Below are 19,571 nucleotides of genomic sequence, written 5' to 3' on the forward strand. Positions count from 1 at the left end.
CCGCCTTTCTCATTGTCTACGGCAATATTATACGGGATTTGCCTCTTCTTTTCAACGGATTCCGGGCAAATCAGAAAATTTCCTTCTATCCGCGACTTCCTCTCGCATTTTGGAAAAAAATATGCTATGATTGTTAAGAAAGAAAGCCTCCCTCTCTGAGGGAGGTGTCACGGCAAAGCCGTGACGGAGGGAGTTTGGCAAGCGGAACGGCTCCGTTCGACGTACTCCCTCAGTCACCGCCTGCGGCGGCGGCAGCTCCCTCAAAGAGGGATCCCTAATTGATACGAAAGCGAGGTTTTTCTATGTACTGTACCCGCAAGGTCACGGAAGACCTGATCTGGATCGGCGCCAACGACCGCCAGCACCCCATCTTTGAGGCGGCCCACCCCGTCCCCCGGGGGATGTCCTACAACTCCTACCTGCTGCTGGACGAGAAGACCGTCCTCTTTGACACAGTGGACCGCTCTGTTCAGACCCAGTTCCTGGAAAATCTGGACCACGCCCTGGACGGCCGGAAGCTGGACTATATCTTTGTCCACCACATGGAGCCCGACCACGCCGCTACCCTGGGAGACCTTGTACTCCGTCACCCTGAGGCGAAGATTGTCTGCAACGGCAAGGCCATCAACATGATCCGCCAGTTCCACGCCACTGACCCCTCCGGGGCCATCCTGGTGGGTGAGGGGGACACCCTTTGTACCGGCAAGCACAACTTCACCTTTGTGGCCGCCCCCATGGTCCACTGGCCTGAAGTGGTGGTCAGCTACGACTCCACCGACAAGATTCTCTTCTCCGCTGACGGCTTCGGCTCCTTTGGCGCGCTGAACGGCGTTCTTTTCGCCGATGAGGTGGACTGGGAGCGGGACTGGCTGGACGAGGCCCGCCGGTACTACACCAATATCGTGGGCAAGTACGGCCCCCAGGTGATGGCCCTGCTGGGCAAGGCGTCCAAGCTGGACATCCAGATGATCTGTCCCCTCCACGGTCCTGTGTGGCGCAAAGACTTTAACCAGATTATTGACCGGTACGTCAAGTGGGCCTCTTACGAGCCTGAAGTTGACGGCGTGGTCATCCCCTTCGCCTCCATCTATGGCCACACCGAGACCGCCGCCAACATCCTGGCCTGCCGCCTGGCCGAGTTGGGTATACCTGTCCAGATGCACGACGTGTCCGTCACCCATTACTCCTATGTGCTGTCCGACTGCTTTAAATACAGCCATATTGTCTTTGCCTGCCCCACTTACAACAACGGAATTTTCGATCCTATGGAGCACCTGCTCCGGGACCTGGCACACCACAATCTGCAAAACCGCAAGGCGGCCCTCATCCAAAACGGCTCCTGGGCCCCCGCCAGCGGCAAGCTGATGTCAGAAATCCTGTCCGGGATGAAGAATGTAGAGCTCATTGAGGCCCCTGTCACCCTCAAGTCCGCCCTGGCTCCCGGCCAGGAAGGTGAACTGGAGGGGCTGGCAAAAGCCCTGGCCGCCTCCGTGAAGGGCGAAGAGCCTGCTCCCGAGGAGGAGCCCGCACAGAATAAGCCCCAGGGCTTTGTCTGCAAAATCTGCGGTTTTATCTATGAGGGAGACACCCTCCCTGAGGATTACGTCTGCCCCATCTGCCGCCGTCCTGCCAGCGATTTCGAGCCCGTCCAATAACATCCGGCCATAGGAAACCGGCGCACCTCAGGCATTCCCGGGGTGCGCCAGTCTTTTATTTCCCTCTTACAAAACAGGCTCCGCCAGTTCGCCTGTACAGCCCTGTCTAATCAGGCTGTGAAAGGCCTCCCAGGCCCGGGGCGGAATTTCCTGCGGAATCTGATATCCCTTCCGGACGTAGACCTCCATACGCTGAAAATCTCCTACGATAATATCAATGGCCGCCTGCTCCGTCAAACCCTGGTCCATGGAATTTTGAATATGCTCCTCCAGTGTAATTTGGGGTGAGGTAAAAATGGCATTGGCCTCCGGCCAATAGACCCCCATGGCAGCATACAGCCGCCGTGTCATGAAGGGCTTATGGACGCAGATAATCTGCCCCTGAGCCAGCCCCGCCCGCTCCAGTGTCTCCCGGGTAAACAGAATATTTTCCGCTGAGTTGGTGGAACGGTTCTCCAAAAGAATCGCCGTTTCCGGCACGCCATGCTCTACAGCGATGGCCGCAAAGCGCTCCGCCTCTGTCTGGCTCCAGCGGCCCAGGGTGTTGCGGCCCAATCCCCCGGTAAACAGCACCTTGGGGGCATAGCCGTCCCGGTAGAGCCGGGCGCACCGGAGCGGGATGGTGTCATTGATACAGCCAAACCCCACAATGCAGTCCGCCGGCCGGAGCTCCATGTCCACACGCATATAGTCCCAAATTACCTTTAACTCCTGATAGACAGTTTCCGTCAAGCAAATGACCTCCTAAACCGCGCCAAACCCTTGGGCCGCAGCTTGTTTGTGGGGATTATAGCAGTGGGAAAAACAAATGTCAAGGGGTGGCCTGCGGCCGCCCGCAGGGTCTGTTAAAAACGGGCGGCCAAAGGCCGCCCCTACATAAAATTTGCGATCGGGACCTCTCCTGGTCATCTCCCCGGAAGCTGGGGAGCCATGGTGCGGGTGTGACGGATTTCCTCCCATACGGTGGTCTTTTTCCAGAAGCTGACAGCCGTGATGGGCAGCCAAGTGAGGAGGAACAGCCAATAGGTACACAGTCCCTTCCACAGGCGGCGGTCCCATTTTCCCTCCAGCGTGACGACCACCCCGGCGGCCACAGTGGCGGTCAGCGCAGCCCAGGCGATATTGCCAAGAACTCCCGCCAGTGCCAACACCAGCGCCTGGAGCAGGGTCCGTCCCCCCAGCGCAGAGGTGAGGGCGGTACAGGCCAGCCCCGCCAGGGCGGCCAGCTGGTAGGCTGGCAGCAGAAGGGTGACCTCAAAGTCGAACATGGTCAGTCGGGGCCGGTTTGCCTGCTCCTCCCCCAGGGCGGGCAGACAGCGCTGGGCCACCTGAAGGGTGCCGCTGGTCCAGCGGCGGCGCTGCTTGATGGACTGCTCCCAGGTGAGGGGCTGCTCGTCATAGGTGACGGCCTTGGGCACATAGGCCACCTTCTCCCCTGCCAGGATGGCCTGGGCGGTGATTTCCAGGTCTTCGCTGATGGTCTCGGTGTGCCAGCCGCCCAGCTTGTCCAGCAGCTTCTGGGTTACCATAAAGCCTGTGCCCCCGATCATGGCGGACACACCCATTCCCGCCTTGCCCCCGTTGTGGAAGCGGTCCATCATCCAGTAGTAGATGGAGGAACAGCCGGACACGGCGGTGTCGTAGGGATTTTTGCTGTCCCGATAGCCCTGGGCCGCCTGAGCTCCGGCCAGACGGGCATTGTTCATCTCCGCCAGAAAGCGGCGGTCTACCACATTGTCCGCGTCAAAGACCAGCCAGGCGTCATACCGCCGGCCCCGCAGACGGTTATAGGCAAAGCGGAGGACCTCCCCCTTGCTCTTCACCGGTACAGTACACTCCAGCACTCTGGCCCCGAAATTCCGGGCCGCCAGGGCGGTGTTGTCGGTACAGTTGTTGGGGATGACCCACACGTCATACAGCTCCGCCGGGTAGTCCTGGGTAAGCAGACTGTTGATGAGGGAACCGATGACCAGCTCCTCATTCCGGGCGGCTATCAGCACCGCGAACCTTGTCCGGGCCGGATGAAATCCATAGTTCTTTGGCTTTCTCACACAGGCCAGCCCTGAAACCAGATACCACAGGCCCCAAAGCCCCATCAATACTCCCATTGTGCCCGTCAGGGCCAGCGCGGCCGGAAACATCCAATCCATACCCGCTCCTCCTCTCGTCAATCTGTCCATAAGGATAACAGACCTTCTTTAAGGACAAAGTGGGAGTATAATTAAGATTTCATGAAGGTTTCCTTAATGCGCCAGTCTCCGACAGAAGTTTACATTTTCTTCATTTGACAAAAACGGCAAAATCTGCTATACTATATTTAGTAAATATGCCGTATTTTTCCATTTTACCTCATACCCGGATGTCATCTTTCGGGCCGATTCCCTTCGGCCCTTCTTTTTTATTACCTGAATGGAAACCGACGGCAAGCCGGCGTCAAGGCGCCCCGGAAAAGGAGGTTACATTGCTACGATTCGATCACGTCAGTCTCACCTATGGAACCCAGAAAATTCTCAATGATATTTCATTTGAGATTCCGGAGGGTCAGTTCGCCGTTTTCATTGGTCCCTCCGGATGCGGCAAAACCACCACCTTGAAGATGATTAACCGCCTGATTCAGCCAGACAGCGGCCATATCTACTTAGGTGACAAGGACATTGCCGCTATCGACCGCTATGAGCTGCGGCGGCACACCGGCTACGTCATCCAGCAGATCGGCCTGTTCCCCAACATGACGGTGGCCCAAAACATCTGCGTGGTGCCCAAGCTGCTGAAATGGCCCAAGGACAAGTGCGATCAGATTGTCCACGACCTGCTGGACATGGTGGATATGCCCTATGACCAGTATGCCCACAAGTACCCTGGGGAGATGTCCGGAGGCCAGCAGCAGCGCATTGGTATTCTGCGGGCCCTGGCCGCCTCTCCCCCGGTAGTCCTGATGGATGAGCCCTTCAGCGCCCTGGACCCCATGACCCGCCGCTCCCTCCAGCTGGAGGTAAAGACCCTCCAGCAGAAGCTGAACAAGACCATCATCTTTGTCACCCACGATATGGAGGAGGCTCTGGACCTGGCCGACATCATCATCTTCATGAATCAGGGGGAGATTGTCCAGATCGCGCCCCCGGAGGAGATGCTGGAAAACCCGGCCACCGATCAGATCAAGGAATTTTTGGGCAAGCACCAAACCGCCCCCGACCCCGCCAGCCTGACAGTGGACCAGTTCATGCGCACAGGGATCATCACCGTTAAGGAGAACCGGGGTGTGAACGAGTGTGTCAGCCGGATGCAGCACCACAACGTGGACACCCTTCTTGTTGTGGACGAGCAGCGCCGGTATCAGGGCACGGTGTCCATTGCCGACATCCGCCTCACCGGCCATGTGGTAAAGACCATTGGGCCGCTGGTGCGGTGTACCACTCCCACCGTCCACGTGGGGGACAACGCCAAGGAGTGCTTTGAGCAGCTGATCTCCAGCGGCTTCCCCTATCTGGTGGTGCTGAAGGAGGACGAGACGGTGGCGGGCATTGTCACCAAAACCAGCATGGCCTCCGCCATGGCGGAACAGCTGTGGGGGTGATGGGATGAATGAACTGCTGCTGTCCATTCTCCGGGCCGCCACTGTCCACACCGGCTACACCCTGGTGTGCGTGGCTATCGGCTTTGCGCTGGGGCTTTTCCTGGGCATCTGCCTGTCACGGCTGCCTACGCTGTCCAAATACCTCATTCCCCTGCTGTCTATTTTGAACACGGTGCCCGGTATTGTTTTTATCGGCGTGCTGGTCATTATGATTGGCATGACCCCCGCCACCGTTATTATCGCCCTGTCCATCTATGCCATGTTCCCGGTGCTGAAAAACACCGTCACCGGGCTGGACGGGGTGGATGCCCAGTATAAGGAGGCCGCCCGGGGCTGCGGCATGAACCACTACCAGCGCCTGGTCCAGGTAGAACTGCCTCTGGCCATGCCCACCATCATTGGTGGACTGCGGCTGTCCACGGTGTACACCGTCAGCTGGGCGGTGCTGGCCGCCATGATCGGCCAGGGCGGTCTGGGCGACTTTGTCTACAAGGGGGTCAGCTCCAACAACAACGCCCTCATTCTCCAAGGGGCCATCCCCGCCGCCATTCTGGCTCTGGTACTGGGCGGACTGGTGGATACCCTTCAAAAGCGGGTGGTCCCCCGGGGCCTGCGGAAAGGCGGGGCCGGGAAATGAGTGCTGCTATGATTTGGGGCCATCTATCCCTGGTGCTTTCTGCGCTGATTTTGGCCATTGTTGTTGGAGTCCCCCTGGGCCTGCTGGCCTATCTGTTCCCCAAGGTAGGAAAAGTTCTGCTTTGGGTGGTGGATCTGATTCAGACCATTCCCGCGCTGGCCCTGCTGGGTGTCATCATGGTGGTGGCCGGGCCGGGCTCCCCCACCGCCATGACCGGTCTGGCCCTCTATTCCCTGCTGCCTATCGCCCGTAACTGCTCCCTTGGCCTGTCCCAGGTGCCGGACCATTTAAAAGAGGCCGCTGCCGGTATGGGGATGAGCAAGGCTTACCGCCTGTTTCATGTAGACATCCCTCTGGCCACCCCTATGCTGGTTACCGGTATCCGCATTGCCGCAGTCAACGCCATTGGCACCGCTGTCTTTGCCTCCTTTGTAGGGGGCGGAGGGCTGGGCGGACTGTTCTACACCGCCATCCGCCAGCGGGACATGGGCATGATTGTTCTGGGCACCGCCGTCCTCATGGGCATGGCCCTGGTGCTGGACGCGGGGCTGGGCTGGGTGGAGCGGCGGCTGTCCGGAACCCGGCAAAACAAGCTTCCTCTCCCGGTAAAGGCCATTGGCGGCGGTATTCTGGCTTTGGCCAGTGTGGCGCTGGTGGTGTCCATGCTCCTGCCCAGCCGCACCGAGGGCCAGCTCACCCTTTACGACGGTGACTACTCCGAGGTCAAACTGATGCACGCCATGGTGGAGCAGTTGGTGGAGGATAAAACCGGCCTGGAGGTGGTCATTTTAGACCAGATGACCCAGGTAAACAACCACAACGAGCTGAAAGGGAGCAATCCAAGCTGTGATTTGATGTTCAGCTACGACGGCACCGTCCTGACCACCTTCCTGGGGTTGGACACCGGCGACATTCCCCAGGGCGAAACCCTCTACGACTATGTCAACGACACCGTTCGGGAGCGGGAGGGCCTGCGGCTGCTGGGCAAGGTAGGGCTGAACAACACCTACTCCATTGGTGTCACCCAGTCCGTGATTGACCGGTACGGCGTGACAAAGGTCTCCGACCTTGTTCCTATCGCCGGGGAGCTGGACTTTGGCGCGGAGCACGAGTTCTACACCGAGGAGGGCAGCATGAAATATCAGCCCTTTGTGGACTTCTACGGCCTGAACTTCCGTTCCGCCAAGCCGGTGGACGTGGTGCTCAAGTACAACGCTGTAGAGGGAGGGGCCTTTGATGTAATGGTGGTCTACGCCACCGACGGCCTGAACAAGCGGGCCGGCCTCACCATCCTGGAGGACGACCTGGGCTTCTTCCCTGAGTACTACGGGGCCTTTCTGGTGCGGGAGGACCTGTTCCAGGACTTCTACGACGCGGCCCCTAACCTGGAGCAGGTGCTGGAACTCCTCACCGGCCAAGTGAGCAGCGAGGACATGGTGGAATTGACCTACGCCGTGGACGTGGACGGTCGGGCCGTAAATGAGGTGGCCCATGAATTTTTGGTATCTAAAGGGCTTTTGACCACATAGGACATCCCCTTCCCCGCATACCTTTAATCAAACCGATTCCCGCCCCGCCGGGCGGGAATTTATTTTAGGGGGAATAGGCATGGACACCAGAATTGCGGAACTGCGGTACAAAGAGGTCATCAGCGTGGAAGACGGCACCCGCTACGGTTACGTGGGGGACATGGAGATCGACCTGGAATCCGGCCAGGTCCGGGCCCTGGTGGTCCCTGGCCGGCGGCGCTTCTTCGGTCTTTTCGGCCGGGAGGAGGATAAGGTCATCCCCTGGGGGGCGGTGAAACGCTTCGGGGAGGATATTATTTTGGTGGAGAAGTGACCAAAACGGGACGGCCCAGCCGTCCCGCTTTCTTATTGCTCCATGACCCACAGGTCGCCGGGAACAAACTTTACTGTGTATTTCTTCCCCTGCTCCCCGCAGTTCAGGCAGATACCCTCCAGATCGACGGGCTTATCCCACTCTATATTAATGTGGGCTGAGGGAAGCATGCTGTACTTTATGCTTCCATAGGCCGGAAACACCATGAGCGCTTCACCGACCTTTTTACTCCCATTATAAACCTTGTGTAGATGAAAAAGATGCTGCCCAAAAACAATAAAATAAAATCACGCAATATTGCACAAAACGCAATATCACAGCAGGAAAGGTGGAGAAAAAGTTGAATTTTCCAAAACGACCTCCCGTTTCAAAAAATTTACGCGCCGGAGATGCAAAATCCGCCTTTTACAGACGGAGCAAACTCGCTATCCGCCTATCCCCAGAGTGACCGGAAAAGTCCGGCAGCTCTGGGATTTTGCTTTTCTCGCCACTGTTACATATGTAGACTTGTTCACCGGGCGGGTCACCCGCGGCCCGAAAAAGGGCATGGTGCGCTCCTTCCCTCTGTGCGGGAAGTGCGCCGTCCAGCGTGACTGCAAGATCCGGCCCATCCAGCGGTATCAAAAAAACCTGCCGCCCGGAACGGTCCAATACATCGGCATCGCCCAGGACGAGCAGGAACGGCTGCTGCGGCTGGAGAGCGGCAGGCAGGTGTCTCTGCTGGCAAAATACAATTTCACAGAACAGGACGCATGGCAGCTCTGCGAGAAAGCGGGGCTGCTTTCGCCTGTCTACGCCTTCACCGACCGGGGCGGCTGCTGGTTCTGCCCCAATGCCAAGTTGCCGGAACTGCGCCACCTCTACGACCACCACCCGGACCTGTGGGCCAGGATGCTGGAATTACAGGCTATCCCCAATAAAGCAACAGAGAAATTCAACCGCACCCAGAAGTTCTCCGACATCGATGTCCTGTTCCGGCAGGAGGACGGCAAAGCTGCTCTCAGACAGGCGGCATAGCCGGGGATTGTTGGTATTGCTGGGGATTGACAGCGGATTTTTGTTGGGTATCGTGAATGGCTTTCTCTCTCTGGTTTGGGTATCGTTGTGGCTGTGCCAACAGCGCGAAAGGAGATGCATACCATGTCCACATCGAACTGACGCCGGCGCAGTACCAGCGGCTGGTGGCCCAGGCCAAGCAGTGCGGCCTCTCCCGGAGGGCCTACCTCGTCCGGCTTATTGAGGAAGTTCCACTCCCGGTAAAGCCTATCCAAGAGATCAAGGACCTTCGTTGGGAAGTCCACAAAATCGGTGTAAACATCAACCAGATCGCCCGCAGTGTCAACGCCGGGATTGCCAGGGCCGAGGACGCCAAGCGGGGGCTATACCTGCTGGATCAGGTCTACGAGTTGATGTATCAGATCGCTAAAAAATAGCGTTACAGCACCATCAACAGCGTTCCGGCCCCAATCAGGATACAGCCCAAAATGGACTTGGGCGTGAACTGCTCATGCAGAATGACAGCCGCCAGGATCATGGTAATCACAACACTCAGCTTGTCGATGGGTATCACCTTGGATGCCTCACCAATTTGCAGGGCCTTATAGTAACACAGCCAGGAGGCTCCCGTGGCAATACCGGACAGGATCAGGAACAGCCAACTCCGCCTGCTGATCTCTGCAATGCCGCCCTGCGTGTTCGTGATGAACACCATCCCCCAGGACATCAGCAGCACAACGAAGGTGCGGATGGCTGTCGCAAGGTTGGAGTTTACCCCCTCAATGCCGATCTTGGCTAAAATCGAGGTCAGCGCCGCAAATATGGACGAGCCTAACGCAAATAAAAACCACATATTTTTCTCCTAAAGTTTATTGGGATCATTATACCACAGGAGTCAGGAACATGGCTATCACAAAAATCCTGGCCCGGAAGGGCCGACTGGACGTGGGCATCAACTACGTCCTCAACGGGGACAAGACCCAGGAGCGCGTCCTCACCGCCCACCTCAACTGCGACCCAGGCCGGGAGTGCCGCCAGATGCTGGATACCAAGCGGGCCTATGGCAAGGAAGATGGTGTGCAGTATTACCACATCATCCAGTCCTTCAAGCCGGGGGAGGTCACCCCGGAGCAGGCATTGGAGATCGCCGCAGAGTTTGCGAAGGAGCATCTGCCGGGGTACGAGACGGTGATCGGGGTCCATGTGGACAGGGAGCATATCCACGCCCACCTGGTCTTCAACTCTGTGAACGCGGACACCGGCGAGAAGTACCACAGCAACACCCAGAGCTACTACCAGCAGATCCGGGCCACCTCGGACCGGCTGTGCCGGGAGCATGGGCTGTCCATCATCATGGAGGGTGAGTCCGCCCAGGCGGTCAGCTACATCGAGTGGCTCCGCCAGTCCAGGGGCCAGCCCACCTTCCGCTCCATGCTGGAGGCGGACCTGCGGACGGCCATTGAGGACGCCAACGACCTGGGCCACTTCTTTATGCTCATGGAACACATGGGGTGGGAGATCAGCCACGGGAATCGCCTGGGCTTCCGGCTGCGGGGACAGGATCGGTTCATGTACCCCGGACGGAAAAATGGGCTGTTCACCGAGGACGGTATCCGGGCGGCCATCCAGAGCGGCCTGGAGGACATCGAGGCCGGACGCAGGCCCGCCGTCATTTACCGGCCAGCCTACAAGCCCTACAAAAAATATCCGAAATATACCGGAATTATGGCGCTGTATGTCCACTACCTCTACGTCCTGGGCAAGATCGGGCAGCGGCGGTATCCACCCCGGATGACGCCCCAGCTTCGGCAGGAGGTGATGCAGGCGGAGCGATACCGGGAGCAATTTGACTTCCTCCGGGAGAATGGCATTGCCACCCAGGGGGACATGGCGGCATTCCAGTCCCGCACAGAGGACGCGCTGGCCACCCTGACCAAGCAGCGTACGATCCTCAACGTGCGGAAAAAGAAACGGAAAAAGCTGTACAACGCCCTGGCGGATGTGTCCGCTCTGGCCCAGGCCAAACAGCTCTACGAGGACGGCCTGTCCGGGATGGAGGCGGAGTACGCCCGGTACATGGATGCGGTGGCTGTGCTGGAACAGTGCGGCATCCCCAGAGAACGGCTCTCTGCGGAAAAGGCGGAAATTTACGAACAGGTGGCGGAGGTCAACCGGCAGATCCGGGCGGAGCGAAAGAAGCTGGCCCTCTGCCGTGACATTTTAGACAGGCTGCCCCAGATGGAACATGACATCAATAAAATCGAAGAACACACCAAGGAGGTGGAACGAGATGAACGTAGGAGGCGGTGAGGCCGCTGACCAGATGGTGCGCATGATGCTCTCCGGTACGGAGGTGATGGTGCGGCTGTCCGGCTCGGCCCTGAAGAATATGCTGGCCCTGACCATGGCGCTGGCCAGTAACCGCAAAGTCCTCTCCGGCAAGGTGAACATGGGCAAGATGCTGCGGGAGACGCGGGATCTGCGCCGGTTCCCCATGACCCCGGAGCAGTACAAACAGTTTAAGAAGCTGGCGAAAAAGCACAAGCTGTTGTTCTCGGTGATCCGTGACAAGGATGACAAGGGCAGGGTGCTGGATGTGATCCTGCCGGTGACAGAACTGGAACGGGCCAACGCCATTTTTGAGCGCATCCTCTACACCCTGCCCCCGGAGCCGGAGCGCAGGCCCGCCAAGCCGCTCCAGAGGGGGTATGAGGTATTTCATGAACGGCAGGCCCCGGAACGTGATGCCCCGGAGCAGGTGCAGGTCAGGCGGCAGGAGCGCAGGCCCCAGGAGGCCACTGTAAGGCCAGCGCCGCCACAGCAAGAGGTATCCCAGCGGTCCCCAGACCAGGGCCGCCAGCAGGCCCCTGTGGCCCAGCGTCAGGAGAACAAGGGAAAAAACGGTTCTCGGTCGGAACGAGACTCGCACGTTACAAAAATCAACTCCTCTATGCCCAAAGAGAGCGGCGCTTCGAGGGGGACGAGTGAGCGTCCCTCCATTGCGGCGCGTCTGGAGGCGCATCGGGCGCAGGTGAGGAGACCGTCCGCTCCGGCCAGAGAAAAAGCAAAATCTGTTGCGAAAAACAGGCCCAAAACAAGATAAAAAAGATACTCCCCACCAACCACCGCGCAACGGGATCAAAGTCCCACTCAAAAAGCACTCTTGGGCTGGAGGGAAGTACTAACAGGTATCGTAGCACAGGCCCGGAGGATCTGTCAATATGCAGATTCTTCGGGCTGCTGTATTTTTTGGAGGTGAGGAAGATCTGAATCAACCATCCCGGACGGGTAAACTCGCCGTTTACCTATTTCTCTATATTCCCGTGGTCTGGGCGGCGCTGCTGCTGGCTCAGTCCCTGGGCGGCGGCCTGCCCGACATCATTGCCAACCTGACGGCAGCGATGGAACACCCCTTCCGCATACAGTGGACGAATCACAGCCTTGTGACCATCCTGGTCTGTACCGGGGCGTACATCATGGGGATATGCCTCTACGCCGACCAGCAGGGCCGAACCCGTGACGGCGAGGAACACGGCTCCGCCGCCTGGGCCTCCCCCCGGCAGGTCAACGCCATGTTCGCTCAGAAACAGAACAAGCTGCTGACCAAAAACGTCCGCCTGGGGCTGGATACCCACAAGCACCGCCGCTCCCTGAACGTGCTGGTCATAGGCGGTTCCGGCGCAGGCAAGAGCCGAACCTATGTGAAGCCGAATATCCTCGAAGCCAATACCAATTATGTCATTACCGACCCGAAATCAGAGGTTTTGCTGGCCACAGGTGGATATTTGAAAAGCAAAGGTTATGACATCCGCGTGCTGAATCTGGTCAATCTGGAGCAGTCGGACGGCTATAATCCCTTCCGCTACATCCGGGACGAAAAGGACGCTCTCCGGCTGGTAAACAACCTGATTCAAGCGACTACGCCTAAAAACAGTCACAATTCCGACCCGTTTTGGGAGAAATCAGAGACAGCTCTGCTCCAGGCCATCATCCTCATGCTGTGGCAGGAGGCTCCGGAATACGAACAGAACTTCTCCATGGTCATGCGGGTGCTGGAGTACGCCGAGGTCAAGGAGGAGGACGAGGAGTACGTCTCGCCCCTGGATCTGCTCTTCCAGGCCATTGAGCGGGAGAAGCCGGACAGTGTGGCGGTGAGGCAGTACAAAGTCTTCAAAATGGCTGCCGGCAAGACCTCAAAAAGCATACTCGTGTCCACCGCCGTCCGGCTGGCCCCCTTCAACCTGCCCCAGATCAAGGCCATAACAGACCGGGATGATATGGACCTCTACACCCTGGGGGAGCAGAAGTGCGCGCTCTATGCCGTCATACCCGACAACGACCAGAGCTTTAACTTTTTAGTGAGCCTGCTCTACGCCCAGGCGTTCCAGGCCCTCTACTACAGCGCGGACCAGATCCACCACGGAACCCTGCCCTGCCACGTCCACTTTATATTGGATGAGTTCGCCGCCATGCCCCTCCCAGGCTTCACCCGTGAGCTGGCCACCATGCGCTCCCGCAACATTTCGGCAAGCACCATTATTCAGAATATGGCGCAAATCAAGGAACTTTTTAAGGACAGTTGGGAGACAATTCCGGGCAATAGTGACACAATTCTGTACTTGGGCGGCAACGAATCGTCCACCCACAAGTACATCTCAGAGGCCCTTGGGAAAGCCACGATTGACACCCGAACTCACGGTCAGACCAAGGGCAAATCCGGATCGTACTCCACCAATTTTCAAATGAGCGGCCGCGAATTGTTGACTCCTGATGAGGTGCGTGGGCTGGACAACCGCTACGCCATCCTGTTCATCCGGGGTGCCAAGCCGGTGATGGATTTGAAGTACGAGCTGACCGATCACCCTGCCATCCGTTACACCGTTGACGGCGGTGGGCCGCCTTACATCCACCATCAGGAAAAGCCTGAGCTGAAGTTCCAGGGGGAACCGCTGTTCGCCCCGGAAACCGAACCATCTGATGAAGAAAAGGAGACTGCAACCTATGAAGATCATGAAGAAATCCCAGAAGCCCCTGAACACCCTGGAGCGCCAGAAGAAGATTGAGCGCCGCGCCAAGCGGGCCTACGCTCTCTTCGCCTGTCTGGTGCTGTCCATGGCCGTCATGATCGTCCCCGCCTTCGCCGCGGACGATCCCCTCCAGATCGTGGAGAACCTGAGTGAGTTCATCTTTTCCCTGATCCGGGCCATCGGCCTGATCCTGCTGGGCTTCGGCATCCTCCAGCTGGGCCTGTCCCTCAAGAGCCACGACCCCTCCCAGCGGGCCAACGGTATGCTCACCATCGCCGGCGGTATCGTGATCACCTTTACCCGTGAGATCCTCACCCTCATCACTGGCGGATGAGGAAAATAGCAGCAGGAGGGCGCATCCGCGCCCTCCGCCTTTTAGGGGAGGTGATCGACCATATTTGAACGATTGATCAGCGGCGACGCCGTGGAACAGCTCCGAACACTGGATGCGGAGAGTGTCCACACCTGTGTTACTTCGCCGCCCTATTTTGGACTGCGGGACTATGGGATAAAGGGGCAGATCGGATTAGAGCCAACGCCCCAGGAGTATCTGGAACGGCTTGTCCAGGTGTTTCGGGAGTTGCGGCGGGCACTGCGGAAGGACGGGACCCTGTGGCTCGTCATAGGCGACAGCTACTGCCGGAAAAACTGTAGAAGCCTCAAAAACAAGGACTTGCTGGGCATTCCCTGGGCACTGGCCATGGCCCTGCGGACGGACGGCTGGTATTTGCGGCAGGACATTATCTGGCACAAGCCCAACGCCATGCCGGAGGGGGTGCGGGACCGCTGCACCAGAAGCCACGAATATATCTTCCTGTTGTCCAAATCAGCGCGATACTATTTTGACGCCGATGCCATCCGGGAATCCTTCATCACACCCACCCGTTCGGGAGAACGCCGGAGTTATCCGTCAGGCTGTGCCTCCAGCTTTGATCTGGATGCCGGACACCTTCCGCAAAGGGGGAACTTTGCCGGACTTCCCCTCAACCCGCTGGGCCGGAACAAGCGGGATGTCTGGACAGTCCCCAGCAGCAGCTTCCAGGGGGCGCACTTCGCGGTGTTCCCGGAGAAGCTGGCGGAACCCTGCATCCTGGCGGGAAGCCCCTTGGCGGCACGGTGCTGGACCCCTTCATGGGCAGCGGTACAACCGGCGCTGTGGCGAAACGCCTGGGCCGGAGTTTTATCGGGATCGACCTATCCCCGGACTACTGCGCCATGGCCGCGAAACGAATTTCGGACGCAAAGGAGGTGGTGTGAGTGGGAAGCGGAAACTGGATCGTGGACAACCTGAACTCCGCCCTGGGGACCTGGAATGGGAAGCTGGCAGAGATCTGGCAGCTCCTCAGTACCACCCCGGAGGAGTTCAAGGGCGGCGGAGTCTGGACAGTCATGCAGGATATCAACGGCGCACTCCAAGCCATCGGCTGCGCCCTGCTGGTGCTGTTCTTCGTCATGGGCATTGTCAAGACCTGCGGCAGCTTTACGGAATTAAAGAAGCCTGAGATGGTGTTCAAGTGCTTTATCCGTTTTGTACTGGCGCAGGCGGCGGTGACCCACGGCATGGAGCTGATGACGGCGCTGTTCAAGGTGGCCCAGGGGATGATCTCCACCATCATGACGGCCTCCGGGCTGTCGGCGCTCACCGACACCACCCTCCCCGCCGAGATGGTAACCATCATCGAGGACGTGGGCTTCCTGGAGAGCATCCCCCTCTGGGCCATTACCCTGCTGGGATCGCTGTTCATTTGGGTATTGTCTTTGATTATGATTTTAACCGTTTACTCCCGGTTTTTCAAGCTCTATCTCGCCACGGCCATCGCGCCCATCCCCATGGCCAGCTTTGCGGGACAGCCCTCCAGCAGTATTGGCGTGGCCTTTCTCAAGAGCTACGCCGCAATCTGTCTGGAGGGCTGTATCATCGTGTTAGCCTGTGTGATCTTCTCGGCCTTTGCCTCCACACCGCCCGCCATCGCGGACGATACCCTGGCGGCGGCCACCATCGTGTGGAACTATGTGGGCGAACTGATCTTCAATATGCTGGTGCTGGTGGGCTGCATCAAAATGAACGATAGGCTGATCCGGGAGCTGATGGGGCTGGGCTGACAAATCAAGAAATACGGTTACTTTTTCCTGTTCAATTTCAAGGAAATTCCTTTTTCATCGGCAGCTTTTTGGAACAGTGACGCTGCATACACGGCACGCTCTTTCACGGTTGGCAGATCAGATGCCATAAGCTGATCAACGACACTTTGCACATCGGAAAGCTCCAGCAGATTGACTGCCAGACAAAAGAGCGTTTTCCTGCGCCCGTCATTGCAGGAAGAAAGCAGATACTCCAGCAACTGCACCTTCTCCCCCTGTTCGGCATTATAGCGCTCAGCTCCGATATCCCGCAGTTTTTCCATATCGGCTTTTTGCCTCCGTGCGGTGATAAAGGAGTCGTATTCGCCAATCTTCTCGTACTTTTCGCAAGGATACTGAGGGCACTCGCAACAATACTCCATGCCCCCATGTTCCAAACTGCATCGGGCAATTTTGCAGGATTGGTTTCCATTGCCGCATCCGCCGCAATGTCCACCCAATCGCATGGTGCATAGTCCGCAGTTAAGTCCGCACAGGGAAAATAATAGATTTTTTCGGCTGAAACCCTTCACTAATCCGCCTCCTCACCCTTAAATAAGCTGCCTTATTGTAGCACAGGAGAGCGATAAAATCAACGCCACAGTCCTTGGGTGTCAATGGCATACTCGCCGGCGGCCCTGGCTTGCCGGACGCGGTAGGCCAGCAGGTCTGCCATGGCCCGTTCCTCCCGCCAATCCTCCAGCAGTTCCCAGAGGCGGCGGAGCAGCGTCACCACCCAGGACAGGGCAGTGAGGCCGATCAGGGCGAAAAAGATGCCGTCCGCCAAAGCTGCGTGGGCCTGATACCAGCCGTGGAACGCTGTGAGCATCAGTGCTGCATAGAGCATGGGGACACCCAGCCGGAGCTTCAGGGCCAGACAGAACAGGATAGGCAGCAACATCAAGCCAAATCCAAATATAAACAGCGTCATGTGACAGACCTCCCTTTTTCTGGTTTGTCGCATCTTACCATAGGCAGGCGGACCTTGCAACGGTCTGTCTGCCGATTCTTTCATTCTGGAGGTGATCACCCATAGAAGTCCGCATCAACAAAGAAGTCCGGGACTACCAGGAGAGCCTGTTCTTCGGGCTGTCCCTGCGGCAGTTCCTGTTCGCCCTGCTGGCTGTGCTGGTGGCGGTGGGGCTGTATTTCGGCCTGCGCAATGTGGTGGGCAGCGGGGAGATCGGCTGGATCTGCGTCCTGGCCGCCTTCCCCTTCGCCCTCTGCGGCTTTTTCACCTACAACGGCATGACCTTTGAGAAATTTCTCCTCGCCGTCATCCGCTTGGAGTTGCTGTACCCCAGAAAGCTGGTGTTCCGGGCGGAGAATCTGTACGCCCAGGCGATGGAGCATTCCACAGTAAAGGAGGCACTGAAGATTGATTAAAACCTTGCAAAATACGCTGAAGCAGGACCGGGAGGGCTTCGTCCTCCCCAAGTCCGTGCAGGACGCCATCCCCATCCACCGCCTCTGGCCGGATGGGATTTTTCAGTTCGGGAGCAAATTCTCCAAGACCATCCGCTTCTCGGATATCAACTATGCGATTGCTTCAAAAGAAGATAAGACGTCCATGTTCCTGGGTTACTCGGAGCTGCTCAACGCCCTGGACACCGGTTCCACCACCAAGCTGACCATCAACAACAAGCGGCTCAACCGCCAGGACTTCGAGCAGAAGATCCTGCTGCCCCGTCAGGACGATTACCTGGACGGCTACCGGGCCGAGTACAACGCCATGCTCATGGACAAGGTGACGGACAGCTCCAACAGCGTGGTACAGGAGCGGTATATCACCCTCTCCGTCCACCGCAAGAGCATCGAGGAGGCCCGCGCCTTCTTCGACCGGGTGACGGCGGATGTGACCACCCGTCTGAGCCACCTGGACGCCCACAGCGAGGAGCTGGACGCGGTGGAGCGCCTGCGGGTGCTGCACGACTTCTACCGCACCGGCGAGGAGACGGAGTTCCATGTGGATCTGCGGGATTTGATGCGGAAGGGCCACAGCTTCAAGGACTCCATCTGCCCGGACAGCCTGGAGTTCAAGAAGGACTATTTTGTCATGGGGGACAAGTTTGGCCGGGTGCTGTTCCTCAAGGAGTACGCCAGCTATATCAAGGACAGCATGATTTCCGAGCTGACGGCACTGAACCGCACCATGATGCTGTCCATTGACGTGATCCCCGTCCCCACGGATGAGGCCGTCCGGGAGATGCAGAACCGGCTCCTCGGTGTTGAGACCAACGTGACCAACTGGCAGCGGCGGCAGAACAGCAACAACAATTTCTCCGCCGTTGTTCCTTACGATTTGGAACAGCAGCGGAAAGAAACCCGTGAGATGCTGGACGATCTCACCACCCGCGATCAGCGGATGATGTTCGCCGTGGTGACCTTGGTGCATCTGGCGGACAGCAAAGAGGAGTTGGACAGCGACACGGATGCCCTCCAGTCCGCCGCCCGGAAGCACCTGTGCCAACTGGCCACGCTGAACTGGCAGCAGGCGGACGGGCTGGTGACCGCCCTGCCCCTGGGCCTGCGGCGGATCGACGCCCTGCGGACGCTCACCACCGAGGCTCTGGCCGTTCTCATGCCCTTTAAGGCCCAGGAGGTACGGGACCAGGGCGGTGTGTACTACGGGCAGAACGTCATCAGCAAGAACCTCATCATCGCCAACCGGAAGGAACTGCTCAACGGCAACGGCTTTGTGTTGGGCGTGTCCGGCTCCGGCAAGTCCTTCACCGCCAAGCGGGAGATGGTGGCCCTGGCGCTCTCCACGGACGATGACATCATCGTCATAGATCCTGAAAGCGAGTACCGGCCCCTCATCGAAGGGCTGGGCGGCGAGGTGATCAGCATTTCCGCCACCTCGCCCAACCACATCAACGCCATGGACATGGAGCAGGGCTACGGGGACGGCGAGAATCCTGTTGTGCTGAAGTCCGAGTTCCTGCTGTCCCTGTGTGAGCAGCTCATGGGCGACCGGCTGCTGTCCGCCAAGGAGAAGTCCATCATCGACCGCTGCACCGCTAACGTCTATCACAGCTACATCAAGGGCGGCTACCAGGGCAAAGCCCCCACCCTCCAGGACTTCCACGCCGAACTGCTCCGCCAGTCTGAGCCGGAGGCGCGGGATGTGGCACTGGCAATCGAGCTGTTCACCGAGGGCAGCCTCAACACCTTCGCCAAGCCCACCAACGTGGACACGGACGCCAGAATCCTCTGCTACGACATCCGGGATCTGGGCAAGCAGCTCCTTCCGGTAGGGATGCTGGTGGTGCTGGACAGCGTGTTTAACCGGGTGATCCGCAACCGGGCACTGGGCCGGAACACCTGGGTCTATATCGATGAAATCTACCTTCTTTTCCAGCACGAATACAGCGCTAATTTCCTGTTTACCCTCTGGAAGCGTGTCAGAAAGTACGGGGCCTGCTGTACCGGCCTCACTCAAAACGTGGACGATCTGCTCCAGTCCCACACCGCCCGGACCATGCTGGCCAACAGCGAGTTCCTGGTCATGCTGAACCAGGCGGCCACCGACCGGGCGGAGCTGGCGCGGCTGCTGAACATCTCGGACAACCAGCTCTCCTACATCACCAACGTGGACTTCGGGCGCGGCCTCATCAAGTGCGGCAGCGCCATCGTGCCGTTTATGGACAATTTCCCCAAGAACCGGCTCTACCGCTTGATGACCACCAAGCTGAGTGAGACCAACGTCGCCTGAATTT

Annotated in this window: 21 protein-coding genes; 15 read left to right on the forward strand and 6 right to left on the reverse strand. The window is 58.4% G+C overall.

Annotated features, from left to right (window positions below; all coding sequences use genetic code 11):
• The first annotated feature begins 302 nt into the window (after positions 1-302).
• Positions 303-1,655 carry an oxygen-binding di-iron domain-containing protein gene (locus NFS22_RS15275; protein WP_251318604.1) on the forward strand — a complete coding sequence of 451 codons (1,353 nt, stop codon included), beginning with the start codon at positions 303-305 and terminating at the stop codon, positions 1,653-1,655.
• A 66-nt stretch (positions 1,656-1,721) separates the two neighbouring features.
• Here the strand turns inward: NFS22_RS15275 and NFS22_RS15280 are convergent, their stop codons facing one another.
• Together NFS22_RS15280 and NFS22_RS15285 are read right to left on the reverse strand one after the other, a co-directional pair.
• Positions 1,722-2,387, reverse strand: a complete 666-nt coding sequence (locus NFS22_RS15280) for a YdcF family protein (RefSeq protein WP_251318575.1) — start codon at positions 2,385-2,387, stop codon at positions 1,722-1,724.
• A 173-nt stretch (positions 2,388-2,560) separates the two neighbouring features.
• Positions 2,561-3,805 (reverse strand): glycosyltransferase family 2 protein, encoded by a 1,245-nt coding sequence (locus NFS22_RS15285; RefSeq protein WP_251318576.1) that lies wholly within the window; start codon positions 3,803-3,805, stop codon positions 2,561-2,563.
• 311 nt (positions 3,806-4,116) lie between these two features.
• Between NFS22_RS15285 and NFS22_RS15290 the strand changes: the two genes are divergently transcribed.
• From NFS22_RS15290 to NFS22_RS15305, 4 genes are all read left to right on the forward strand, one after another.
• A complete protein-coding gene (locus NFS22_RS15290; RefSeq protein WP_251318577.1) occupies positions 4,117-5,229 on the forward strand; it encodes a betaine/proline/choline family ABC transporter ATP-binding protein in 1,113 nt (370 codons plus the stop codon).
• A gap of 4 nt (positions 5,230-5,233) precedes the next feature.
• Positions 5,234-5,866 (forward strand): ABC transporter permease, encoded by a 633-nt coding sequence (locus NFS22_RS15295; RefSeq protein ID WP_251318578.1) that lies wholly within the window; start codon positions 5,234-5,236, stop codon positions 5,864-5,866.
• Positions 5,863-7,395: a glycine betaine ABC transporter substrate-binding protein gene (locus NFS22_RS15300; protein WP_251318579.1), complete on the forward strand. Its 1,533-nt coding sequence runs from the start codon at positions 5,863-5,865 to the stop codon at positions 7,393-7,395. The genes NFS22_RS15295 and NFS22_RS15300 overlap by 4 nt, the downstream gene beginning before the upstream one ends.
• A 79-nt stretch (positions 7,396-7,474) precedes the next feature.
• On the forward strand, positions 7,475-7,708 hold the full coding sequence (locus NFS22_RS15305) for a YlmC/YmxH family sporulation protein (RefSeq protein WP_251318580.1): 234 nt from the start codon (positions 7,475-7,477) through the stop codon (positions 7,706-7,708).
• A 32-nt stretch (positions 7,709-7,740) separates the two neighbouring features.
• Here the strand turns inward: NFS22_RS15305 and NFS22_RS15310 are convergent, their stop codons facing one another.
• Positions 7,741-7,914 (reverse strand): hypothetical protein, encoded by a 174-nt coding sequence (locus NFS22_RS15310; RefSeq protein WP_251318581.1) that lies wholly within the window; start codon positions 7,912-7,914, stop codon positions 7,741-7,743.
• Positions 7,915-8,152: 238 nt separating this feature from the next.
• On the opposite strand from NFS22_RS15310, the gene NFS22_RS15315 reads away from it, so the two are divergent.
• Positions 8,153-8,725, forward strand: a complete 573-nt coding sequence (locus NFS22_RS15315) for a phosphoadenosine phosphosulfate reductase (RefSeq protein ID WP_251318582.1) — start codon at positions 8,153-8,155, stop codon at positions 8,723-8,725.
• A 56-nt stretch (positions 8,726-8,781) separates the two neighbouring features.
• Entirely contained in the window at positions 8,782-9,141 is a 360-nt protein-coding gene (locus NFS22_RS15320) for a plasmid mobilization protein (protein ID WP_251318583.1), read from the forward strand.
• 2 nt (positions 9,142-9,143) lie between these two features.
• Here the strand turns inward: NFS22_RS15320 and NFS22_RS15325 are convergent, their stop codons facing one another.
• The gene (locus NFS22_RS15325; RefSeq protein ID WP_023348792.1) at positions 9,144-9,557 is read right to left on the reverse strand and encodes an EamA family transporter; all 414 of its coding nucleotides are present in this window, start codon (positions 9,555-9,557) and stop codon (positions 9,144-9,146) included.
• Between the two features lie 50 nt (positions 9,558-9,607).
• Between NFS22_RS15325 and NFS22_RS15330 the strand changes: the two genes are divergently transcribed.
• From NFS22_RS15330 to NFS22_RS15355, 6 genes are all read left to right on the forward strand, one after another.
• Positions 9,608-11,014 carry a relaxase/mobilization nuclease domain-containing protein gene (locus NFS22_RS15330; RefSeq protein ID WP_251318584.1) on the forward strand — a complete coding sequence of 469 codons (1,407 nt, stop codon included), beginning with the start codon at positions 9,608-9,610 and terminating at the stop codon, positions 11,012-11,014.
• The gene (locus tag NFS22_RS15335; protein WP_251318585.1) at positions 10,995-11,807 is read left to right on the forward strand and encodes a DUF3801 domain-containing protein; all 813 of its coding nucleotides are present in this window, start codon (positions 10,995-10,997) and stop codon (positions 11,805-11,807) included. The genes NFS22_RS15330 and NFS22_RS15335 overlap by 20 nt, the downstream gene beginning before the upstream one ends.
• Positions 11,808-11,925: 118 nt before the next feature.
• Positions 11,926-13,767, forward strand: a complete 1,842-nt coding sequence (locus tag NFS22_RS15340; protein ID WP_251318586.1) for a VirD4-like conjugal transfer protein, CD1115 family — start codon at positions 11,926-11,928, stop codon at positions 13,765-13,767.
• A gap of 49 nt (positions 13,768-13,816) precedes the next feature.
• On the forward strand, positions 13,817-14,065 hold the full coding sequence (locus NFS22_RS15345) for a formate hydrogenlyase (RefSeq protein WP_478293117.1): 249 nt from the start codon (positions 13,817-13,819) through the stop codon (positions 14,063-14,065).
• A gap of 90 nt (positions 14,066-14,155) precedes the next feature.
• Positions 14,156-15,022, forward strand: coding sequence for a DNA-methyltransferase (locus NFS22_RS15350; protein ID WP_478293113.1), 867 nt, complete (start codon positions 14,156-14,158; stop codon positions 15,020-15,022).
• Entirely contained in the window at positions 14,989-15,834 is an 846-nt protein-coding gene (locus NFS22_RS15355) for a VirB6/TrbL-like conjugal transfer protein, CD1112 family (protein ID WP_251318587.1), read from the forward strand. The genes NFS22_RS15350 and NFS22_RS15355 overlap by 34 nt, the downstream gene beginning before the upstream one ends.
• A 17-nt stretch (positions 15,835-15,851) precedes the next feature.
• Here NFS22_RS15355 and NFS22_RS23870 read toward each other — a convergent pair whose 3' ends face one another.
• On the reverse strand, positions 15,852-16,136 hold the full coding sequence (locus tag NFS22_RS23870; RefSeq protein WP_289805148.1) for a hypothetical protein: 285 nt from the start codon (positions 16,134-16,136) through the stop codon (positions 15,852-15,854).
• Positions 16,137-16,444: 308 nt separating this feature from the next.
• Complete coding sequence (locus tag NFS22_RS15365) at positions 16,445-16,783, reverse strand: hypothetical protein (RefSeq protein ID WP_251318588.1); 339 nt, start codon at positions 16,781-16,783, stop codon at positions 16,445-16,447.
• 101 nt (positions 16,784-16,884) lie between these two features.
• Here NFS22_RS15365 and NFS22_RS15370 point away from each other — a divergent pair, with 101 nt between their 5' ends.
• Complete coding sequence (locus tag NFS22_RS15370) at positions 16,885-17,238, forward strand: PrgI family protein (protein WP_478293119.1); 354 nt, start codon at positions 16,885-16,887, stop codon at positions 17,236-17,238.
• Entirely contained in the window at positions 17,231-19,567 is a 2,337-nt protein-coding gene (locus NFS22_RS15375) for a VirB4-like conjugal transfer ATPase, CD1110 family (protein ID WP_251318589.1), read from the forward strand. The genes NFS22_RS15370 and NFS22_RS15375 overlap by 8 nt, the downstream gene beginning before the upstream one ends.
• The last annotated feature ends 4 nt before the right edge of the window (positions 19,568-19,571 follow it).

The organism is Flintibacter muris (genome assembly GCF_943192995.1).
Taxonomy (GTDB): Bacteria; Bacillota; Clostridia; order Oscillospirales; family Oscillospiraceae; genus Lawsonibacter; species Lawsonibacter muris.

Excerpts from the sequence above, each read along its gene's own strand:
- NFS22_RS15320 (WP_251318583.1), top strand. The coding sequence starts at position 8,782 with ATGGCTTTCTCTCTCTGGTTTGGGTATCGTTGTGGCTGTGCCAACAGC.
- NFS22_RS15295 (WP_251318578.1), top strand. The coding sequence starts at position 5,234 with ATGAATGAACTGCTGCTGTCCATTCTCCGGGCCGCCACTGTCCACACC.
- NFS22_RS15305 (WP_251318580.1), top strand. The coding sequence starts at position 7,475 with ATGGACACCAGAATTGCGGAACTGCGGTACAAAGAGGTCATCAGCGTG.
- NFS22_RS15285 (WP_251318576.1), bottom strand. The coding sequence starts at position 3,805 with ATGGATTGGATGTTTCCGGCCGCGCTGGCCCTGACGGGCACAATGGGA.
- NFS22_RS15365 (WP_251318588.1), bottom strand. The coding sequence starts at position 16,783 with ATGACGCTGTTTATATTTGGATTTGGCTTGATGTTGCTGCCTATCCTG.
- NFS22_RS15335 (WP_251318585.1), top strand. The coding sequence starts at position 10,995 with ATGAACGTAGGAGGCGGTGAGGCCGCTGACCAGATGGTGCGCATGATG.
- NFS22_RS15300 (WP_251318579.1), top strand. The coding sequence starts at position 5,863 with ATGAGTGCTGCTATGATTTGGGGCCATCTATCCCTGGTGCTTTCTGCG.
- NFS22_RS15330 (WP_251318584.1), top strand. The coding sequence starts at position 9,608 with ATGGCTATCACAAAAATCCTGGCCCGGAAGGGCCGACTGGACGTGGGC.
- NFS22_RS15310 (WP_251318581.1), bottom strand. The coding sequence starts at position 7,914 with ATGGTGTTTCCGGCCTATGGAAGCATAAAGTACAGCATGCTTCCCTCA.
- NFS22_RS15275 (WP_251318604.1), top strand. The coding sequence starts at position 303 with ATGTACTGTACCCGCAAGGTCACGGAAGACCTGATCTGGATCGGCGCC.
- NFS22_RS15325 (WP_023348792.1), bottom strand. The coding sequence starts at position 9,557 with ATGTGGTTTTTATTTGCGTTAGGCTCGTCCATATTTGCGGCGCTGACC.
- NFS22_RS23870 (WP_289805148.1), bottom strand. The coding sequence starts at position 16,136 with ATGGAAAAACTGCGGGATATCGGAGCTGAGCGCTATAATGCCGAACAG.
- NFS22_RS15345 (WP_478293117.1), top strand. The coding sequence starts at position 13,817 with ATGGCCGTCATGATCGTCCCCGCCTTCGCCGCGGACGATCCCCTCCAG.
- NFS22_RS15340 (WP_251318586.1), top strand. The coding sequence starts at position 11,926 with ATGCAGATTCTTCGGGCTGCTGTATTTTTTGGAGGTGAGGAAGATCTG.